The 17,200-nt window shown below is 64.0% G+C and carries 21 protein-coding genes; 4 read left to right on the forward strand and 17 right to left on the reverse strand.

Going from position 1 to position 17,200, the window contains the following annotated elements; all coding sequences use genetic code 11:
* The first annotated feature begins 32 nt into the window (after window positions 1-32).
* Both ACIQLD_RS02965 and ACIQLD_RS02970 read left to right on the forward strand, forming a co-directional pair.
* The gene (locus ACIQLD_RS02965; RefSeq protein WP_402604791.1) at window positions 33-662 is read left to right on the forward strand and encodes a hypothetical protein; all 630 of its coding nucleotides are present in this window, start codon (window positions 33-35) and stop codon (window positions 660-662) included.
* Between the two features lie 878 nt (window positions 663-1,540).
* Window positions 1,541-1,825, forward strand: coding sequence for a helix-turn-helix domain-containing protein (locus ACIQLD_RS02970; protein ID WP_402604794.1), 285 nt, complete (start codon window positions 1,541-1,543; stop codon window positions 1,823-1,825).
* A 3-nt stretch (window positions 1,826-1,828) separates the two neighbouring features.
* On the opposite strand, the gene ACIQLD_RS02975 is transcribed toward ACIQLD_RS02970, so the two are convergent.
* From ACIQLD_RS02975 to ACIQLD_RS03035, 13 genes are all read right to left on the reverse strand, one after another.
* Window positions 1,829-3,898, reverse strand: a complete 2,070-nt coding sequence (locus tag ACIQLD_RS02975) for a P-loop NTPase fold protein (protein ID WP_402604797.1) — start codon at window positions 3,896-3,898, stop codon at window positions 1,829-1,831.
* A 444-nt stretch (window positions 3,899-4,342) separates the two neighbouring features.
* Window positions 4,343-5,716: a hypothetical protein gene (locus tag ACIQLD_RS02980; RefSeq protein ID WP_402604800.1), complete on the reverse strand. Its 1,374-nt coding sequence runs from the start codon at window positions 5,714-5,716 to the stop codon at window positions 4,343-4,345.
* Window positions 5,717-5,747: 31 nt separating this feature from the next.
* Complete coding sequence (locus ACIQLD_RS02985; RefSeq protein WP_402604803.1) at window positions 5,748-6,284, reverse strand: hypothetical protein; 537 nt, start codon at window positions 6,282-6,284, stop codon at window positions 5,748-5,750.
* 42 nt (window positions 6,285-6,326) lie between these two features.
* The gene (locus tag ACIQLD_RS02990) at window positions 6,327-7,106 is read right to left on the reverse strand and encodes a hypothetical protein (RefSeq protein WP_402604805.1); all 780 of its coding nucleotides are present in this window, start codon (window positions 7,104-7,106) and stop codon (window positions 6,327-6,329) included.
* A 71-nt stretch (window positions 7,107-7,177) separates the two neighbouring features.
* Entirely contained in the window at window positions 7,178-7,525 is a 348-nt protein-coding gene (locus tag ACIQLD_RS02995; protein WP_402604807.1) for a hypothetical protein, read from the reverse strand.
* A gap of 336 nt (window positions 7,526-7,861) precedes the next feature.
* Complete coding sequence (locus ACIQLD_RS03000; protein ID WP_402604809.1) at window positions 7,862-8,440, reverse strand: DNA-processing protein DprA; 579 nt, start codon at window positions 8,438-8,440, stop codon at window positions 7,862-7,864.
* Window positions 8,437-9,966 carry a YifB family Mg chelatase-like AAA ATPase gene (locus ACIQLD_RS03005; RefSeq protein WP_402604812.1) on the reverse strand — a complete coding sequence of 510 codons (1,530 nt, stop codon included), beginning with the start codon at window positions 9,964-9,966 and terminating at the stop codon, window positions 8,437-8,439. Before ACIQLD_RS03005 ends, ACIQLD_RS03000 begins: the two co-directional genes overlap by 4 nt.
* Window positions 9,963-10,325, reverse strand: coding sequence for a YraN family protein (locus tag ACIQLD_RS03010; protein ID WP_402604815.1), 363 nt, complete (start codon window positions 10,323-10,325; stop codon window positions 9,963-9,965). The genes ACIQLD_RS03005 and ACIQLD_RS03010 overlap by 4 nt, the downstream gene beginning before the upstream one ends.
* 154 nt (window positions 10,326-10,479) lie before the next feature.
* Entirely contained in the window at window positions 10,480-10,806 is a 327-nt protein-coding gene (locus ACIQLD_RS03015; protein WP_017830719.1) for a DUF2469 family protein, read from the reverse strand.
* Between the two features lie 73 nt (window positions 10,807-10,879).
* Complete coding sequence (locus tag ACIQLD_RS03020; RefSeq protein WP_402604819.1) at window positions 10,880-11,539, reverse strand: ribonuclease HII; 660 nt, start codon at window positions 11,537-11,539, stop codon at window positions 10,880-10,882.
* Window positions 11,536-12,261: a signal peptidase I gene (gene lepB / locus ACIQLD_RS03025; protein WP_402604822.1), complete on the reverse strand. Its 726-nt coding sequence runs from the start codon at window positions 12,259-12,261 to the stop codon at window positions 11,536-11,538. Before lepB ends, ACIQLD_RS03020 begins: the two co-directional genes overlap by 4 nt.
* Before the next feature lie 117 nt (window positions 12,262-12,378).
* Window positions 12,379-12,726, reverse strand: coding sequence for a 50S ribosomal protein L19 (rplS, locus tag ACIQLD_RS03030; protein ID WP_017830722.1), 348 nt, complete (start codon window positions 12,724-12,726; stop codon window positions 12,379-12,381).
* A gap of 169 nt (window positions 12,727-12,895) precedes the next feature.
* On the reverse strand, window positions 12,896-13,384 hold the full coding sequence (locus ACIQLD_RS03035; RefSeq protein WP_402604825.1) for an MFS transporter permease: 489 nt from the start codon (window positions 13,382-13,384) through the stop codon (window positions 12,896-12,898).
* Between the two features lie 109 nt (window positions 13,385-13,493).
* Between ACIQLD_RS03035 and map the strand changes: the two genes are divergently transcribed.
* Both map and ACIQLD_RS03045 read left to right on the forward strand, forming a co-directional pair.
* Window positions 13,494-14,276: a type I methionyl aminopeptidase gene (map, locus tag ACIQLD_RS03040; protein ID WP_402608479.1), complete on the forward strand. Its 783-nt coding sequence runs from the start codon at window positions 13,494-13,496 to the stop codon at window positions 14,274-14,276.
* A gap of 196 nt (window positions 14,277-14,472) precedes the next feature.
* Window positions 14,473-15,066, forward strand: coding sequence for a histidine phosphatase family protein (locus tag ACIQLD_RS03045; protein WP_402604828.1), 594 nt, complete (start codon window positions 14,473-14,475; stop codon window positions 15,064-15,066).
* Between the two features lie 31 nt (window positions 15,067-15,097).
* Here ACIQLD_RS03045 and trmD read toward each other — a convergent pair whose 3' ends face one another.
* From trmD to rpsP, 4 genes are read right to left on the reverse strand one after another with little or no spacing between them, the layout of a single operon-like run.
* Window positions 15,098-15,820, reverse strand: coding sequence for a tRNA (guanosine(37)-N1)-methyltransferase TrmD (gene trmD, locus ACIQLD_RS03050; protein WP_402604832.1), 723 nt, complete (start codon window positions 15,818-15,820; stop codon window positions 15,098-15,100).
* Between the two features lie 19 nt (window positions 15,821-15,839).
* Window positions 15,840-16,466: a ribosome maturation factor RimM gene (gene rimM / locus ACIQLD_RS03055; protein WP_402604835.1), complete on the reverse strand. Its 627-nt coding sequence runs from the start codon at window positions 16,464-16,466 to the stop codon at window positions 15,840-15,842.
* The gene (locus ACIQLD_RS03060; protein ID WP_017830729.1) at window positions 16,450-16,680 is read right to left on the reverse strand and encodes an RNA-binding protein; all 231 of its coding nucleotides are present in this window, start codon (window positions 16,678-16,680) and stop codon (window positions 16,450-16,452) included. Before ACIQLD_RS03060 ends, rimM begins: the two co-directional genes overlap by 17 nt.
* A 6-nt stretch (window positions 16,681-16,686) precedes the next feature.
* On the reverse strand, window positions 16,687-17,121 hold the full coding sequence (gene rpsP / locus ACIQLD_RS03065; RefSeq protein WP_021200460.1) for a 30S ribosomal protein S16: 435 nt from the start codon (window positions 17,119-17,121) through the stop codon (window positions 16,687-16,689).
* Window positions 17,122-17,200: the final 79 nt, after the last annotated feature.

Genomic DNA, 17,200 nt, shown 5'->3' on the forward strand with positions numbered 1-17,200 from the left:
GTCACTGAGTGATGACGTCGGAGGGACGTGTCGTGGGCGAGTATCCGAGATTCGACTTCGACGGGGTGGACTACGTAACGTCTGACACGCACTTCGGTCACGCCCGGATCAGCGAGCTTGCCGGTCGGCCGTTTGCGACGGTTGATGAGATGAATGCGGAGCTGCTGCGACGGTGGAACGAGGTGGTCGGCAGAGACGACACTGTTCTTCATCTCGGCGACGTCGCGCTGGGACCGATCGAGACCTCCATCTCGCTCACATCCCAGCTGCACGGGCATAAATTCCTCGTGCCCGGCAACCACGACCGAGTGTCACCCGCCACGCAGTCCTCCCGAGCGATCGAGCGATTCGCTCCGCTATATGAGGCGGCTGGCTGGAAGATCTTGCCCGAGGTAGTCGAAGGCACGCGGCGCGGGTTTCAGATCTGCGCGTCCCACTACCCCTACAGCGGTGATTCGCACGAGACCGACCGGCACGTTAACCACAGGCCGCGTTGGGACTACGGAATCCCGCTGTTGCATGGTCACACCCACGACCGGAGCCACGGACCGCACGGACACGAGTTTCACGTTGGGGTCGACGCGCACGACTTTGCACCAATCTCGCTCACGGTCATCGACGCGTGGATCCAGGCTCTACCCAGCATCGGCCCCCAGCTGTAGACAGGTCGCGACCGTCATGCGCGCTCCGACGCGGAGGATGGCTCCTCACATCGGCGTTGGGTGCGCTTCACCGCACTGATGCGTCGGTCGATCCTTCCCGAATCGCTCGGCACTCACACTCCGGCCACGAGCGCCATGGCGGCGCGACTCTGCGGTCCAGCCTGGCTTATTGGACCACGCAACCACAATGCTGTCATAGGTCACATCTGCACCAGACGCTCAACGCTGTCCGGCTTCTTCGTCCGGTTCCGCATCCGAGATCGGCTTAACGAGCTTGGTCTTGCCTCTCGATTTGGCGTCGTCGAGACCTCTCCCTGAACTCTCTGCCCACTCGGAGACTCCTATAGACATCTCGATCGAAGCTGATCATCTGGCGCCTGCGCCACTCGATCGCCACGTGACCTCGAAATCCAGAGATCGCGCGGCACCGTTCAGTGAACTCCATCCCGTCTGGGAATGCAGCCGGGAGCCCAGCACTATCCGGTAGCAGATGCCTGAACAGTTCTGAGAATGTGGGGCCGCGAGCCGTCCGGCGCCGAGTCTGCGCGATAAAGATCCCAGCGGCCAGCCCCCAAGACTCGGCTGTCTCCTCACCGGTGAGCTCTTCGAACATGTACGCCCATGAAGCTGGGGGCGGAGACTCAACACCACGCCACCAGACTGGATAGATAGGCACGCCAGACTCCACGGATCCAACTCACATTCGTGGTCGCACGCTGGGCCCACCTCAACGTGCGACCAACGACGATCGAGGCGGGCAGCACACGTGCAGATAGTCGCGGAGTGATCCGAATGAGAATAATTGTTTCGTATGGCCTCCGAAATTATGCCATACCGATTAGGCCATACCTACTGCCCTACCTCGCGACGCTGGGAGGATGCCGAAGCGGAACGAGCAGGTCGAAGCGGAGTGGAGGGTGTACTCCCAACGCTTCGCGACCTCGCTCCGCACAGCACGCAACGACGCCGGGATGAGCCAAGAGGACGTCGCTTACCGCGCCGGTCTCACCCGGTACACGTACCAGAAGTACGAGAAGGGCGAGTCTCGCCCGAGCACTCCGGTGAATCCGACCATGCGCACCCTGCTCGCTTTGTCGCAGGTCCTAGAAGTCTCGCTCGAGCAGCTGCTTCCTGACGCACCACCGGACCTGAGGACGCGCTAGCACTCAGTCTTTGAAGCTCATCGCCGCCAATGAATCGATCGTGAACGCTCGAACGATCCGCGGATCGATGTCTCTGGATGGATGGTCGTCACGCTCGTAGGTGAGTTGACCCGATTCCTCCTTGATTCGCGGGGCGAACCCCGCGTGGACGCTCTCGCTCAGCACTATCGCGAACTGCTTGTCGGCGAACGACATCTCGTAGGTCACCGCAGACCCGACCCACTCTGCAAATCGTACGAATGTCTCAGCCAGCCGGACATAGTCGTCGAAGTTGGCCACGTCGGCATCAAGAAGTCCCGCGATGTCATCATGCGGCCTGCCTGCCAAGACGACCTCCATAACGTCAGCAAGTAGACCCGCGGCACGAAGCTCCGCGATTCGTTCGGGCAGCTGCCCGAACCAGTAGTCAGCGAACATCCGTATGAGCTCATCTCGGTGCTCCCGCGCAAATAGCGGCCGGACAACAAGCCACACCAGGTCCAGAGCGCGTTTCTCACCCAGTAGTGAGACTACGGAAGGTACATCCATGGTGCGACCGATCAGAGCCAAAGCGATCTCGCGCGCAAGCACCACGCGCAACCTTCCATGCGGTGCGGCGAGAGTTTCGCTTTCGCCCCCGCGAGTCGCAAGTCTCTCTGCGAGGTATGTCGCAAGTCGAAGGCTGGGACTGCGGTCAGCGCTGCGGAGTGCCTCGTAACGGCTGATCGCGAGGTCAGCGAGGTCGTCGTTGGGCCCGTCGATGATGACGCTAAGTTCTGCCGCGCGCGACGGCCCGCCACGCTCATAGATGACGTCAGCGATCAGCTCGTCGCTGACGTCATCTTCGGGGATCGCCAGCAGCATGTAGCGGCCGAAGTACGTCCGATCGGCGATCGACCGTGGATGCTCGACATAAGACTCGTATCCGCGAGTTTTGACGCCAGGGAACATCACCGCGAGGAGCGAAGTCGTGCCGCGTACGTTCGCCGAGGGATCTGCCTGACTGACGCTTAGCTCCCACTCAGCTTCAGTAACCTCTTCGCTCTCCAATATGCCCGTCGGCCTCGACCCTGTCCGCAGCAATTCATGCCATTGACCCAACTTCGCCCATACGCCGTGTGCAGACAACCGAAGCCAGGTGACAGCGACGTAGTCGAGCAAGTCCAACTGGCCCTCCACTACGTGAGGGCCGAAAGCGAGCAGGTGCTGGCGAAAGCGTCCCAGAGTGCGTGGGGTTTCGATCATCGGACCGACAATGTTGATTAGCGATGAAGCTCGATGCAAGCTACCTTCGTCCAGTTGCAGGTCGGTTTCCGCGAGTAGCGCTTCGATTGACTCGCGGACGAGTCGTGTAGCCACCGCGCGCGGAATCGGCGGAGTTTCGAATGGATATTGAACGATCTTCTCCATGAAGCTGGCTGACCGGCCAACTGAACCGGTAGACCGAAGCAAGTCTTCCACGGTGTCCTGATCGTAAGCGATTAAGTAGTGCACACCGCGGAACCGTCCGAGTAGGCGCAGGACCTTCAGCAGGGTGAGTAGCTCATCCCCTCCGAGTCGATCAACATCGTCAACCACGATGAGAACACGCTTGCCCAGTTCTTGAATCTGCGCGGAAAGCTCGTCGAACTGCTTGTGCCACGGAGGGCGGGAAGCAAGTTGTTTGAGCACCTGATCTGCGCTGCCTTTAACGCCGGCTCCGACGAGCGGGATGGCGCCTAGCAGCGGCGCCGCATACGCCGCATAGCCTAGGAGCTTGCGCCCCTTGGCCCCTTTCAGCTCCAACCCGAGAGCATCAATGAGCGTTGTTACGAACTCCAGGGACATCGACGCGGCGTCGCCGCTAGACCACGGCGTGAAGTCGGCAACTATCCAGTCGTCCGCGAGGCCGATTCGGATGCGCTTCAGAATTGAGGTCTTTCCTGATCCCCAGGCGCCAACGAGACCGAACACGGTGCTGGGGTCGTCGGCTGTGGCGAGCTGGATGCGTCGCACGACGGTCGCCACGAACGACGAGCGCCCCAGTGAGTCATCTGCGTCGACATCGAGAGGAGCATCAGACCAGTGCAGTCGCTGACTTTGGTTGTCCGGCATAGAACTAGAGTGCCCCACAATCCGCGATGAGACCCGCTCCAGCAGCCGGCTGCACCGTTTGAGTTTCGAGCCGCGTCTGGTCTGCCTCAAAGTCAGACGAGAACACACAGGGCCAGCTCGCGCTCGCACGCTGGACCATCGCGTCAAGAGTCCCCGAAGAGTTGCGTCGGGGCGGCATGTCATTCGCGACCCGTCGATTAGCCGAGACACCGCTCAAGGTGTGTAACAACGGCCGTTGCCAGTGACTGGTCTAACCACGGCATCTACAAGCGTCGGCTCGTCAGGCGACGAGCAGACGTGGATGCGACGCGACAGGTACTTCCTGTCGCGTGCGCAACCTCCGTGAACGACTAGGTTTCAGGTTGACGCTCAGCGAGGTAACGAGGCATCAACCGTGCCGCGGGTCGCAGGCGGAAGCGCCCGAGCATGGAACAGGGCGGGGTTCTACAGGTGCACCATGGCAACGCACACCGAGAGGATGCGGCCGTCGAGGTTGTAGTCAAAGATCGGCCAGAGGTCGACGGTTGATTCGCGCTCACCCACGAAGCCACTGATTGCCCTAAGGGTCTCGAGATAGTCGTCACGAACGCTGAGGAAGTTCTTCTGCGGGAAGAGGAGCAGAAGCACGGCAGACAGATCAGACGTGGTGACGTAACGAAAGAGTTGATCTTCGACTGCGGATCGCACGACGGGGTGGGAAACGGCCTTCTTACTCTCCGCGACAAAGATCTTCGCCGGCCCGTGCCCCTCGCCCCAGACGTCCGCCTGTACGAAGATGTCCGTCTTGCCAGATCGGGAAAACACCTCGCGGTTCGTTCCGGCGAGCGTCGCGTTGAGTGTTGCGCATAACAGATCGCTGATCTGATCCTCGCTCAGCGCGCGGAAGCCGCCAGGATGACGCTCGATGGAGTCTGCCCACAGACGAATGGTTGTTTGCAGACGCTCGAAGCTTGTCGGCTCCAGCCGAGGGATCTGCGTGATCGCTAAGGGGTTCTGCTCCCCTGCCGCCTCGGCTGCCGTCGGACCCTGTATTGGAGTGTCGCCCGAACCGTCCGCCGCCGCCGCGTCCGCCGCCGCCGACACTGATGGATCCTCGAGGCGGATAGGATCGACAACCCATTCGTCGGGGAAACGTAGCGATTCCGTCACGGAAGCCCGATTAGTCAGCTCTTGACGTTTGCTCGCGAGCGCTGCCCGCAGAGCAGTTGGGAGCGTGGTCGTGAAGTACTCGGCAAGATCGCGATTGATGCGCTCAATAATGGGCGTCAGCCGGCCGACGCGCTCATCGATGATTGCGGTGAGATCAATCTCGCCGTTGGCAACGCGCGCTTCATCATCGACGCTCAGATCCAGAAAGGTGTAGAGGGCCCACTCAACCCGGTCCGCAGACTCATTGACAACGCCCAGCGACCAGACGTTGAGGCGGTCGTCGACTACTTCCAGCTCAGATTCGGGCCAGCTCTCGTGGTCCGCTGGCTGTAGATCATCCGACGCATGCGGCCATGCAGTGCAAAGAAGAAAATCGCCGATGATCTTGACCGCTACGTGGTGGCGCGTCACTCGCACCTTGACGCCGTCGGCTCGCGGAGCCCATTCTGCTTCTCGCACCGAGCCCGCGCGCCGAGGCCCCAAGGCAAGCTTCGGCGGATTCGTGGACGCCAGCACCGTCTCCGCTTCCCTCTCCACGCTTTCCAGGTCAGCCAACGAGCGCGCGGCCCGCAGGCGGGTACCGAGAGGCTCTACGTAGCCATCAATCACAGCTTGGAGAGGTCGATACTGCTTCACGAACGAAGAAAAAGGTCGGTCGATTTCGGCCATGAGAGCAGGCTATGCGAAATCGATGGCAGACTCATCCCCGCTGGATGCGCCAGCACTCGCCCGCGTGATCATGCCTTGCCCCGACGTTTCGGTGTCGCCATCTTCGCGATTGCCGAATCGTGGTTTCGAGGAACTCGTCGTGATCGAGTTCGCGCATGAGGTTGGTGAAGGGTGCGAGTCCTTTTCCGGCCGGTGGCTCCTCCAGTTTCCCGACCTCGAGCAAGAGCTCCTCATTCTCGAGCCAGTCCGCCAGCTTCGCGTAGTGGGAGGCGCGTTCGGAAGCGACTGAGCGGCTGAACCGCGCTACGCCTCCGTCGACGATAAAGACCCATTGCAGAGTGATCGCGTGTTCAAGCGCGGCCCTCGCGAGCGGCACCGCTTCGGCTTCTTTATTCAGGTGGACGAGATCAAGGTAAGCATCTGCGTACCGGATCGTCCTAACGATGACGCCAAACAGCAGATAGAACTCGTCTTGGTGGGCCCGGGCTACGCGATAGTTGTCCGCAGCGCGCAGGTGATCGACGCAATCACGAATCCAGCCCTCGAGTTCGGCTTGAGGATGCAGCATAAAACGTCCTTGGCAGTCGAGGTTTCCGGGAACGGTGGCCCGCTACACGAGCGGCAACACTGCTGCGATGGTCCCCACGATCGTCGCGAGACCAACGACCGAGGCACCGATAGTTCGTGCGCGCGTCCAAAATCGCGGCGCATGCACGGGGTCACCCTCGGATTTGGGTTGAGTCTCCACCGTCTGCGCAATCGTCACGCGGTTACCTCGCCCCCTGATCACGAGGTTCACCGCGTTGGTTGCTTGCGCGCCCGTCGGTAGCGTCTGACCATGCGGCGTGGCAGCTCGCATCTCGGCGATCAACTCGGCGAGCCGAGTACGAACTTGGTCGAGCACACCGTCAAGCGCCACGATACTGACGCTCCAATACAAGTCCGAGATCTGGCCGTTTCTACGGGCCGAGCGGTTCATATAGCCAACGAGAGAGGAAGAACCAGGCGGCAACAGTTTGACAACTTGATCAGACTGGTGACGATCGATCATGCTGCGTATTTCGCGAATCCCCATTTGGAGGCGCACAAGTTCCGTGACGTCGTCGCGAGCGAAGTCGGGCAGATCCATGGGCGAGATTGATTGATTCCGGATGATGCCGCCTGGCACTGCGCCGTCGATCTGCAGGGGTGCTGTGATGGTTCGATACCGAGGCAGCTCCTCGTCGTTGTCGTAGCCTCGTAGCTCAGACGACGCCCACTCGCGTAGCTCTGCAGAGCCGGCGCTACCGCCGAGGAGTACGAGTTTTCGGAGCAACGAATCGAGCGGCTTCTCAGCAAGCAGATCTCGTTCGATCTGGCCGAGCAGATCCCCTGGAGTGTTCTTTCCCACGCCACAAGTATGGCCGGAACCTCCGACGTTCTTGTGCAGCAGTCTGTAGCGATAGTCCGAGTTGTATGGCGCTAATCGAGCGGGCCTGGCGCTCCCGGGCCGTCACACGAAGATCGCCGCTCGGCATCGAAGATCTCATCGACGGTTCGAGCTTCAACTTCCTTCGCAGCGTTGGCATAGAGCCGAGCAAAAATGGTGGGCTCCAACAATCCGATGCCTTCGGAGATCCTCAACTCAGCCTCCTGACAGTCGATCATCTCGTAGGTGTTCAGCTGCTCAAAATAGAAATCACGATAGAGCCCTCGATTGAGGTAGAAATCGTGGGAGTTCTGCATGTATGACCAGATGCGCTGCTCGTTGTCGTTGTGCGCGACCCAGATAGGTGCACCAGAATCGTTGCGGACGAGATAGAGAGTCATCTAGCACCTCCAGCCAGCGCCTGCTTGTGCGCGGTCTCAACGGACAGGGATCGAACTGTCTATCAGTTTGCCTCAGGACGCGGGGAACGGCGCAACCTCGTTGCTTGCATCAAGACCGAGCGCTCCGAGGATCGCCGCGATCATCGTAGTCGCCAGCCGCCCGGAAGGATCTGGCCCGGTAACCAACGAACCTGATAGCCCTGATGCCCTTCAGCCAGCGGAGGCTTCGCAACTCTCGAAAGTACGACAGCTCCTCGTCCTCTGACAGGTACCTCGCCGGCCCACCCGAGCGGTCCCTTGCCGCGCTAGTTCCAGGTCTCAGAGAAGTCCGCGCGATCAACAACACAGAGTAGCTAAGAGAAAGTAGACGCCGCCGGACACGATCACGGCGCCGGTGGTCGCGAGATCCCCCGCGAGTTCGGCGGCCACATGCTCGCCATATGCGCTGGACGCTCGCGCGCCGACGATCGAGACCCGTGGCTCGCGGTCGAGCAACTCGGTGCGACCTCGCACCCAGAGCGCGGTCGGGGCATGCGGACCGAGATCTGCGAACGCGCGAGGCCAGGCGGCGTCTCCGGGGATCACGAGCTGCGCGCCGACGGCGACCGCTGCGCGCAGAGCCGCCACCACGGCCTGCGGATCTGCGCGCGGGCGCCAGCGTGCTCGGCCATCGACGATCGCGCGAGTCGCCGCTGCACTCGCCCCACCCGGCGGGAGAAGCGATGATGAATCCCCCACCCCGATGGAGAGCGCATCCGCGGCGCCGAGTGTGTCGATCAAGGATCCTGCCACGGCATCACCGGGCTCGGCGATCACTGTCCAGGCGGCGCGTGCCAGAGGCTCCTCTCCCTCATCGCTGTGGAGGCGACGAACGAGCTTGAGGACGTCGGAATCAGCGCGGAGGAGGTCGATCATCGCGGCAACCCCCGTCGGAGAAGCAGTGCCCGTCCGACTTCCTCGATGCCGGGGCGCTCGAGCTCTGCCAGGTCTGCCATCGTCCAGGCCACTCGCAGAACACGATCGTAACCACGGAGCGTGAGGGCACCACGCTCGAGCGCGCGATCGAGTGGAGCGCGCGTCACCGCAGCCAGTCGGAGCGACCCCTGACGCAACCATGTTCCCGGCACGTCGGCGTTGCGTCGCCACCGTGTGCTCTTCCAGCGAAGCGCAGCCTTCTCTCGGGCCGCAGCAACGCGCCTCCGAGCGTGATCCGTCGTCATCGATGGAGTCTGATCGCCCATAGCTCTCGCTGCCGCGACACGACTCACCTGCAGATCGATGTCGATGCGATCACGAAGCGGTCCTGACAGCCGAGTGGAGTATCGCCGGATCGACATCGGAGGACAGACGCACTCCGCACCGCGGACACCGTGATTGCCGCACGGGCAGGGGTTCATCGCGAGCAGCAGCTGGAACCGCGCGGGGAACGTCGCGGTGAATCCCGCACGATGCACCTCGATCGCCCCGGACTCGAGCGGCTGGCGGAGCGCATCGAGGGCGACCCGGGAGAACTCGGCGGCTTCGTCCAGGAAGAGCACGCCTCTGTGGGCACGTGCGATCGCCCCGGGCCTCGCCGTGCGAGAGCCCCCTCCGACGAGTGATGCGACCGAAGCGCTGTGATGGGGTGCCTCGAGCGGCGGGAGCGCATCGAGTGCCGCGACCGGCTCGCCGCTGAGTGAGCGCACGGATGCGACTTCGAGCGCCTCCTGCTCCGTGAGTCGTGGCATGATTCCCGGCAACCTCCGGGCGAGCATCGTCTTGCCCGCACCCGGGGGTCCGCTCAAGAGCATGTGATGACCACCGGCTGCGGCGACGATCAGCGCTTCCACCGCGTCTTCCTGACCCACGACATCTGAGAGGTCGAGTGTGTCACGTCGTCCGTCCGCAGCCGATGCCCACACGACAGCCTCCACGTCGGGCGCTTCGACGTCGGCACCGTGCCAGACCGCGACCTCTGCGAGCGAAGCGGCCGCGCGCACCTCGACCCCTGGCACCAATCTCGCCTCCGCTTCGTTTCCCCGTGGCACGATCACCGATTCGAATCCGGCGCGGGCCGCGGCGAAGACTGCGGGGAGCACCCCAGGGACGGGCCGGATCCTGCCGTCGAGACCCAGCTCGCCGATATGGACCGTCGCCGAGATCGACCGCGGCGCGATGGCGCCACCTGCCGCGAGACACGCCATGGCGATCCCCAGGTCGAACCCGGCGCCGTGCTTGGGCAGGCTCGCCGGCGACAGATTCACGGTGAGTCGTCGTCGCGGCAGGTCCAACCCCGCATTCTTGCAGGCGTTGTGCACGCGTTGGACGGCTTCGCCGAGGGACTTGTCCGGGAGCCCGATGATCCGGAACTCCGGGGTCTGGTTCGACATGTCGGCCTCGACCTCGACGAGATGGCCATCCACTCCGGTGAGCGCGACCGCCCAGGTGCGAGAGGTCGTCATGCGATGTCCACAAGGTGCTCGAGCGAGCCGGAGACCGGATCAGTCCCGATGATGCCGATCGCTTCGAGCCGGATGACGCGCCCACGAGCCTCTGCCGGATTCTCCGACGCCCAGGCCTGAGCCAGCTGCCAGAGCCGACGTCGCTTTCGGGCATCGATCGCCTCGAGTGGATGCCCGTAGGCGGCGGTCCGTCTCGTCTTGACTTCGACGACGGCGAGATGGGCGCCGCGCACGGCCACGATGTCGATCTCGCCTTGCGCGCACCGCCAGTTCCTCGCGAGCACGGTGTAGCCGCGCCCCCTCAGATACTGAACGGCACGCTCTTCCCCTGCTCTTCCGAGCTCGTCCTTCGCTGCCATGCGCCCAGCTTCACGCCTATGCCGATCGGACGTGGCGGGTGCTGCGCTGCAAGTGCGGTGACCGAGGAGAACTCACACCCTCGATGCGGTGTGGAGGAGAACTGATATCTGCGGTTCTCCGAGGGAATCCCCGGGACGTAGCCGAGAGGCGCTGTCACTCGCCGTCGAGCGAGAGCTCCTGCGGGAGTTCGAACTCCCGGCGCTGCAGCTCCTCGACGTTGACGTCCTTGAACGTGAGCACGCGCACGGCCTTCACGAATCGGTCCGCCCGGTAGATGTCCCACACCCAGACATCGGTCATCGAGATCTCGAAGTAGAAGTCGTGCTCGGTGTCACGACGGACGACGTTGACCTCGTTCGCCAGGTAGAACCGGCGCTCGGTCTCCACGACGTACTGGAACTGCGACACCACATCCCGGTACTCCCGGAACAGTGCCAGCTCGAGCTCGCGGTCGTAGTCGTCGAAGGCTTCCTCATCCATGATGTGTCCATCCTAGAGTCGCGGGCACCGGGGCGCGTCATCCGGCCGGCCCGGACACCCGTGCCGCGGTCCCTCAGAACAGGGTGGGAACGTCGGCAATGGCCCACGATGCCCGGTGGTACGGGGAGAGCCCGATGGTCCGGATCGCATCACGATGCTCGGCGCTGGCATAGCCCTTGTTGCGGTTCCACTGATATGCGGGATACGTCTCGTGAAGCTCCGCCATGTAGTGATCCCGTGCGACCTTCGCGATCACGGAAGCCGCGGACACGGAGGCGCAGTCCCGGTCCGCTTTGATCACCGGACGCACCTGGAGCGGTACCGGATGCACTCTCGACACGTAGTCGTGGTTGCCGTCGAGCAGGACGAGAGCGTCGTCGAGCGCGACCCCCTGATCCGCGACGGCCTGCACCGCACGCGATGCGGCAAGACCGAGCGCGCGCATGATGCCGACCTCGTCGATCTCTTCCGCACTCGCCCACCCGACCGCCGAGGCCTGCACCCATGCGGCGGCGCGTGCGGCGACCTCCGGCCTGCGCTTCTCCGTCACGAGTTTGGAGTCGCGGAGTCCTTCCGGCACGCGCCGACGCGCACCGGTGGCGTCCATTGCCGCGGCGCCCACCGCCACCGGCCCTGCGAGCGCTCCCCGGCCGACCTCGTCGAGGGAGACGACGACCTCGCACTCGCCGAGGAGCCGGCGCTCGAGAGTCAGTTTCGGTGCGACGACGCTCATTCCGGAGCCGGGACGCCGTTGAAGATCTCGTGGTGACCGTCGATCGGTCCCAGCCTGTTCAACGGCCAGGTCGTGAGGAACGCCTTGCCCACGATGTTCTCCATCGGGACGAAGCCTCCACTGGGCAGATCCTGGTGCGCCCGGGCGTCACGCGAGCGGTCGCGGTTGTCGCCGAGCAGCCAGACCGAGTCCTCGGGGACGACGACGTCGAAGGGCTCGTTCGACGCGGCCGTGTCGCCAGGGGGCAGGTTGAGGTAGCTGAGCTCGTCGATGGGCGCGCCGTTGATCGTGATCTGACCGAGCGCGTTGCAGCACACCACATGATCACCCGGCAGACCGATCACGCGCTTGACCAGGTGGTCCTGCGAATCGGTCGCGGAGATGCCCACGAAGTTCAGCACCCAGTCGACGGCCTCGACAAGAGGCGGCTGTGCGGGTGTCTGCGGTTGACCGTCGAGCCACCCACCCGGATCCTTGAAGACGACCACGTCGCCACGCTCGTAGTCGGTCCACCGCGGCGTGAGCTCATCGACCAGGATGCGATCGTTGATCAACAGGGTCTGCTCCATCGACGCGGATGGGATGTAGAACGAACGCACCACGAAACTCTTCACGACGAACGAGACGAGCGCGGCGATCACGACGATCACCAGCACGTCGCGGAGGAAGACGAGGAACCCGCGGCGACGTCTGGACGTGGGCGCGGACGGGGATTCGGTCATCAGGTTCCTTCACGATCATGCACCGTCGTGCGGCGACGGTATCTAGGTTCGCACACCGGGGGGAGAACAAAGCACCCCGGGACATCGTGTCCCGGGGTGCTGTGGAGATGCTGCGACTCAGCGGTCGCGCTTCTCCTTGATCTTCGCCTTCTTGCCGCGCAGCTGGCGGAGGTAGTAGAGCTTCGCGCGACGCACGTCACCGCGGGTGACGACCTCGATGTGGTCGATCACCGGCGAGTGCACCGGGAAGGTACGCTCGACGCCGACCTGGAAGCTGATCTTGCGGACCGTGAAGGTCTCGCGCACGCTGTCGCCCTGGCGGCCGATGACGACACCCTGGAAGACCTGGATACGAGAGCGGCTGCCCTCGGTGATGTTCACGTGCACCTTGACGGTGTCACCGGGGAAGAAGTCCGGGATGTCCGAACGGAGGGAAGCCGCGTCGACGGCGTCGAGGATCTGCATGATCGTCTCTCTCTGCACCCGCCACAGGTCGCATGCATGTATTCAAAGGAACAAGAAAAGGAGTGGGCTGTACGGCGCTGACGCGTCCGCGGGCTCCCCTGTGGCAGAGCCGGTCACAGCACAAACAACCATTCTGCCACGGATGCGGCGCCCGGCCAAAACGCCGACGTCAGTCGCGGGAATCGGTCTCCCGCACCACGATGACCTCGTGCGCTCTCGTCGGCGGAACAGGCTCATCGACTTTCGGGATCGTGGACCACGTGATGGTCTCGCGCAGACGGGTCCCGCTCCCCTTCGCCTCATTCCACAGCTGCCACAGCTGCAACCAGAACAGCGCGATTCCGGCGATGATCGCACCGGTGAGCAACCACGGAAATGCCCCGTCGATGAAGAATCCGACGGCGATCGTGAGCCCGTTCCAGACCGTGAATCCCGCGACGTCCCACCAGGAGACCGCGCGCTCGATGCGGACGGACGGGCGTGAGCGCGTGAGCAGCGTGAGCAGGAGCTGGCCGAGGAAGACCGAGGGCATCGCGATGAGCAGCACCCAGAGGATCGACCAGCCGCCCTGGAAGACTCCCCACCCGATCAGCAGCCAGAGAGGGAGCAGGAACGCCGCCGGCAGGAGCCAGCGGAAGAAGGCCTGTCGCAACCACATGCTCAGATCGTACGACGCCACCTGTCCGCATGGCCCGGTGTTCGCTGAGAGCGGTCGGGGATCCGCCGTCGCGGCATCAGGGAGAATGGAGATGACGAGAGGACACCCGATGATCGAACTGCGCACCCCCGCCGAGATCGATGAGATGCGCGCCGCAGGGCGTTTCGTGGCGGAGACGCTGGCGACGCTGCGCGATGAGACGAAGGTCGGGACCAATCTCCTCTCGATCGATCGCCGCGCACACGACATGATCCGCAGGGCCGGAGCCGAGTCCTGCTACATCGATTACCACCCCTCGTTCGGTGCGAGCCCGTTCGGCAAGGTCATCTGCACTTCGGTCAACGATGCCGTCCTGCACGGACTCCCCCACGACTACACGCTGCGCGACGGAGACCTCGTCACCCTCGACTTCGCCGTCTCGGTCGACGGCTGGGTCGCGGACTCCGCCGTCTCGTTCGTCGTCGGGACGGCTCGCGAAGAGGACCTCCGACTGATCGACACCACTGAGCGTGCCCTGGCAGCGGCTATCGACTCCGCCACGGTCGGAAACCGGATCGGCGACATCTCCGCGGCCGTCGCCGCGGTGGCACACGGTGACGGCTACTCGATCAACACCGACTTCGGCGGACACGGCGTCGGACGCACGATGCACGGAGACCCTCATGTCCCGAACGACGGCCGGGCCGGTCGGGGCTTCCCCCTGCGCGCCGGCCTGGTGCTCGCGCTGGAGCCGTGGTTCCTCGCGACGACCGACGAACTGGTCACGGATCCCGATGGATGGACCCTGCGCAGCGTCGACGGCTCCCGCGGCGCACACTCGGAGCACACGATCGCCATCACCGAGGACGGGCCCCTCGTGCTCACGGACCGGTCGTTCCTCGACGTCGACTGATCGAAGGCACGCGCCGTTCTCAACTCCCGCGGTAGACGTAGACGTCCGTGACTCCTGAACGTCCAGCATCTCCCGTCCGCGTGTTTCTGCTGCGCCGCGCACGATCGGCGACCGGCTCTGTGAAGCCGCTGTCGCCCCGAGTGCTCGTCTCAGATCTCGCATACGCGGGAGCTGTGGCGTATGCCATTCTGAATCCATGATTCCGCAGGACCGTCACGTGCCGGAGCGTGTGCTCCTCGCTCGGCACGGGCAGACCACGTGGAACATCGAACACCGGCTCCAGGGTCAGCTCGACTCGCCGCTCACGGAGGCCGGCCTCGCCCAAGCCAATGCGATCGCGGACCGACTGGTGGACGCTCACGTGCTCACGGTGTGCAGCAGCCCGCTCGGCAGAGCGATCCGGACCGCGACCATCATCGCCGATCGGATCGGAGCGGAACTGGTCGAGGTGCCGGAACTCGCGGAGATCGACCACGGCGAGCTTGCGGGGATGACCTGGAACGAGATCGACGAGGTCTACCCGACCGCCCGGGAGGAACGCGCTGCCAATCGCTATGGCTGGGCGTTCCCGGGCGGGGAGAGCTACGCGCAGGCCAGGTCCCGGGCGCGAAAAGCCCTCAGCAGCTGCGGGTGGGCGTCCGAAGGCGTCCCTCTGCTCGTGAGCCACGAGATGATCGGACGCATGCTGCGCGCGGAACTGAGAGGACTGGACGCATCGAATGCGCTCGGTCTGCGACATCCGCACGGCGTGGTCTTCGAGATCGACGGCCGGTCGGAGCGGATGCTCTGACCGACGGACCGTGCCCCGTCCTGCCCGTCGGTCAGGAGTGTTCGTCCTCACCGTCGGGAAGCAGGTCGGGTCGACGAGTCCTGGTGCGCACGAACTGCTGCTCGCGCCGCCAGGCAGCGATGGCGGCATGGTTTCCACTGAGTAGCACGTCCGGCACGGCACGCTCACGCCACGACGCGGGCTTCGTGTACGACGGGTACTCCAGGAGCCCATCCTCGTGCGACTCCTCGACGAGGCTCTCGGGGTTGCCGACGACGCCGGGGATGAGTCGACCGATGGCCTCGATCATCGCCATCGTCGCGACCTCTCCCCCGTTGAGGACATAGTCCCCCAGGCTGATCAACCGGACTTCGCCGAGGTCGGCGGCGAACTCGAACACGCGCTCGTCGATGCCCTCATAGCGGCCGCAGCCGAAGACGAGATGCTCACGGGTCGCCAGATCTCGCGCGGTCTTCTGCGTGAAGACCTCACCCGCCGGTGATGGGAAGATGATGGTCGGGCGTCGTCCGCCCTCGGCGTCGTCGGACGAACCGGCGACCTCGTCGAGTGCGAGGCCCCAGGGCTCCGGCTTCATGACCATGCCGGCACCACCGCCGTAGGGCGTGTCATCCACCGTCCGGTGTCGATCCGAGGTCCAGTCACGTAGATCGCGTACGCGGAGGTCGAGAAGGCCCGTGCTCTGCGCCTTGCCGAGCAGGGAGAGAGTCAGACCGTCGAAGTAGGACGGGAAGATGGAGAGGACGTCGATGCGCACGGAGGAACCGTATCAGCGGTCACTCGGACGCTTCGGCGTCCGCGTCGACCTGCGGCGCAGCCTCTGCGGTATCCGCCGCTTCGGCGATCTCTTCGAAGAGTCCGGGCGGCGGCGTCACGATGACACGCCCCGCCTGCACGTCGACCGTCGGGACGATCGCGGCGACGAACGGCACCATGACCTCGTCTTCGCCGGCTTTCACGATGAGGAGATCCTGGGCCGGGAAATGCTCGACCCGCACGACTCGCCCGATGACCGTTTCGTCTCGGACGACATCGAGACCCACGAGCTGATGGTCGAACCAGGCGTCGTCCTCGACCTCATCGACATCCTGATCGATCCACAGGATCGCCCTGACGAGGCTGTCGGCGGCATCGCGGTCGTCGACGTCTTCGAAGAAGACGACCGGGTTGCCGTTCATCACGCGGTACTCGCGGACCGTGATCTCCTTGCCGTGCCACGGAGATGCCTCGGGCACCTGCAACGTGAATCCGGCACCGGGGGTGAAACGACCCTCGGGGTTGTCGGTGTACAGCTCGAGCTTGAGCCCGCCCTTGAGTCCGTGCGCCTTGACGAGGCGTCCGACACGCAGCTGGTTCTTGCCCTGGTTGCGGTCCTTCGGCACCACGTCAGTCGTCCGCGACATCGACGCGGACCCGACGCCCGTCAGCGAGCGCGCTGACGAGGGTGCGAAGGGCCTTCGCAGTGCGGCCGCCGCGCCCGATCACGCGTCCACGGTCATCGGGGTGCACTCGCACCTCGAGGAGGTCGCCTCGCGGCGAAGTGGATTCGTTGATACGGACATCTTCCGGGTGATCGACGATCCCCTTGACGATGTGTTCGAGCGCGGCGGCGAGCACGACGGATTACTCTGCGTCTGCTGCGGGAGCCTCAGCGGCCTCCGCGTCGGCCGCGGCGGGAGCCTCCTCAGCGGGAGCCTCAGCCTTCTTCTCGACCTTGGGCTTGACGACGGACTTCTTGGATGCGTCGATCTCGAAGGGGACCTTCGGCTCGGCGACCTTGAGCGTGGACTTCGCGTCCTTGTCGCCCTTGAACTTGCCCCAGTCGCCCGTGATCTTGAGGATGGCGGCGACCTGCTCAGTCGGCTGCGCGCCGACGGAGAGCCAGTACTGCGCACGCTCGGAGTCGACCTCGATGAACGAGGGCTCCTCGGTGGGGTGGTACTTGCCGATCTCTTCGATCACGCGACCATCGCGCTTGGTCTTCGAGTCGGCGACGACGATGCGGTAGTACGGCGCACGGATCTTGCCCAGGCGCTTGAGACGAATCTTGACAGCCACGATTCTCCTGAATTGTGTGGAAGGAAACGAACTGGTCGCCTGGAGAGTGGGGTGCACACCCGGCGGAAGCTCAAATGAG

Source organism: Microbacterium sp. NPDC091662 (genome assembly GCF_044756705.1).
Classification (GTDB): Bacteria; Actinomycetota; Actinomycetes; order Actinomycetales; family Microbacteriaceae; genus Microbacterium.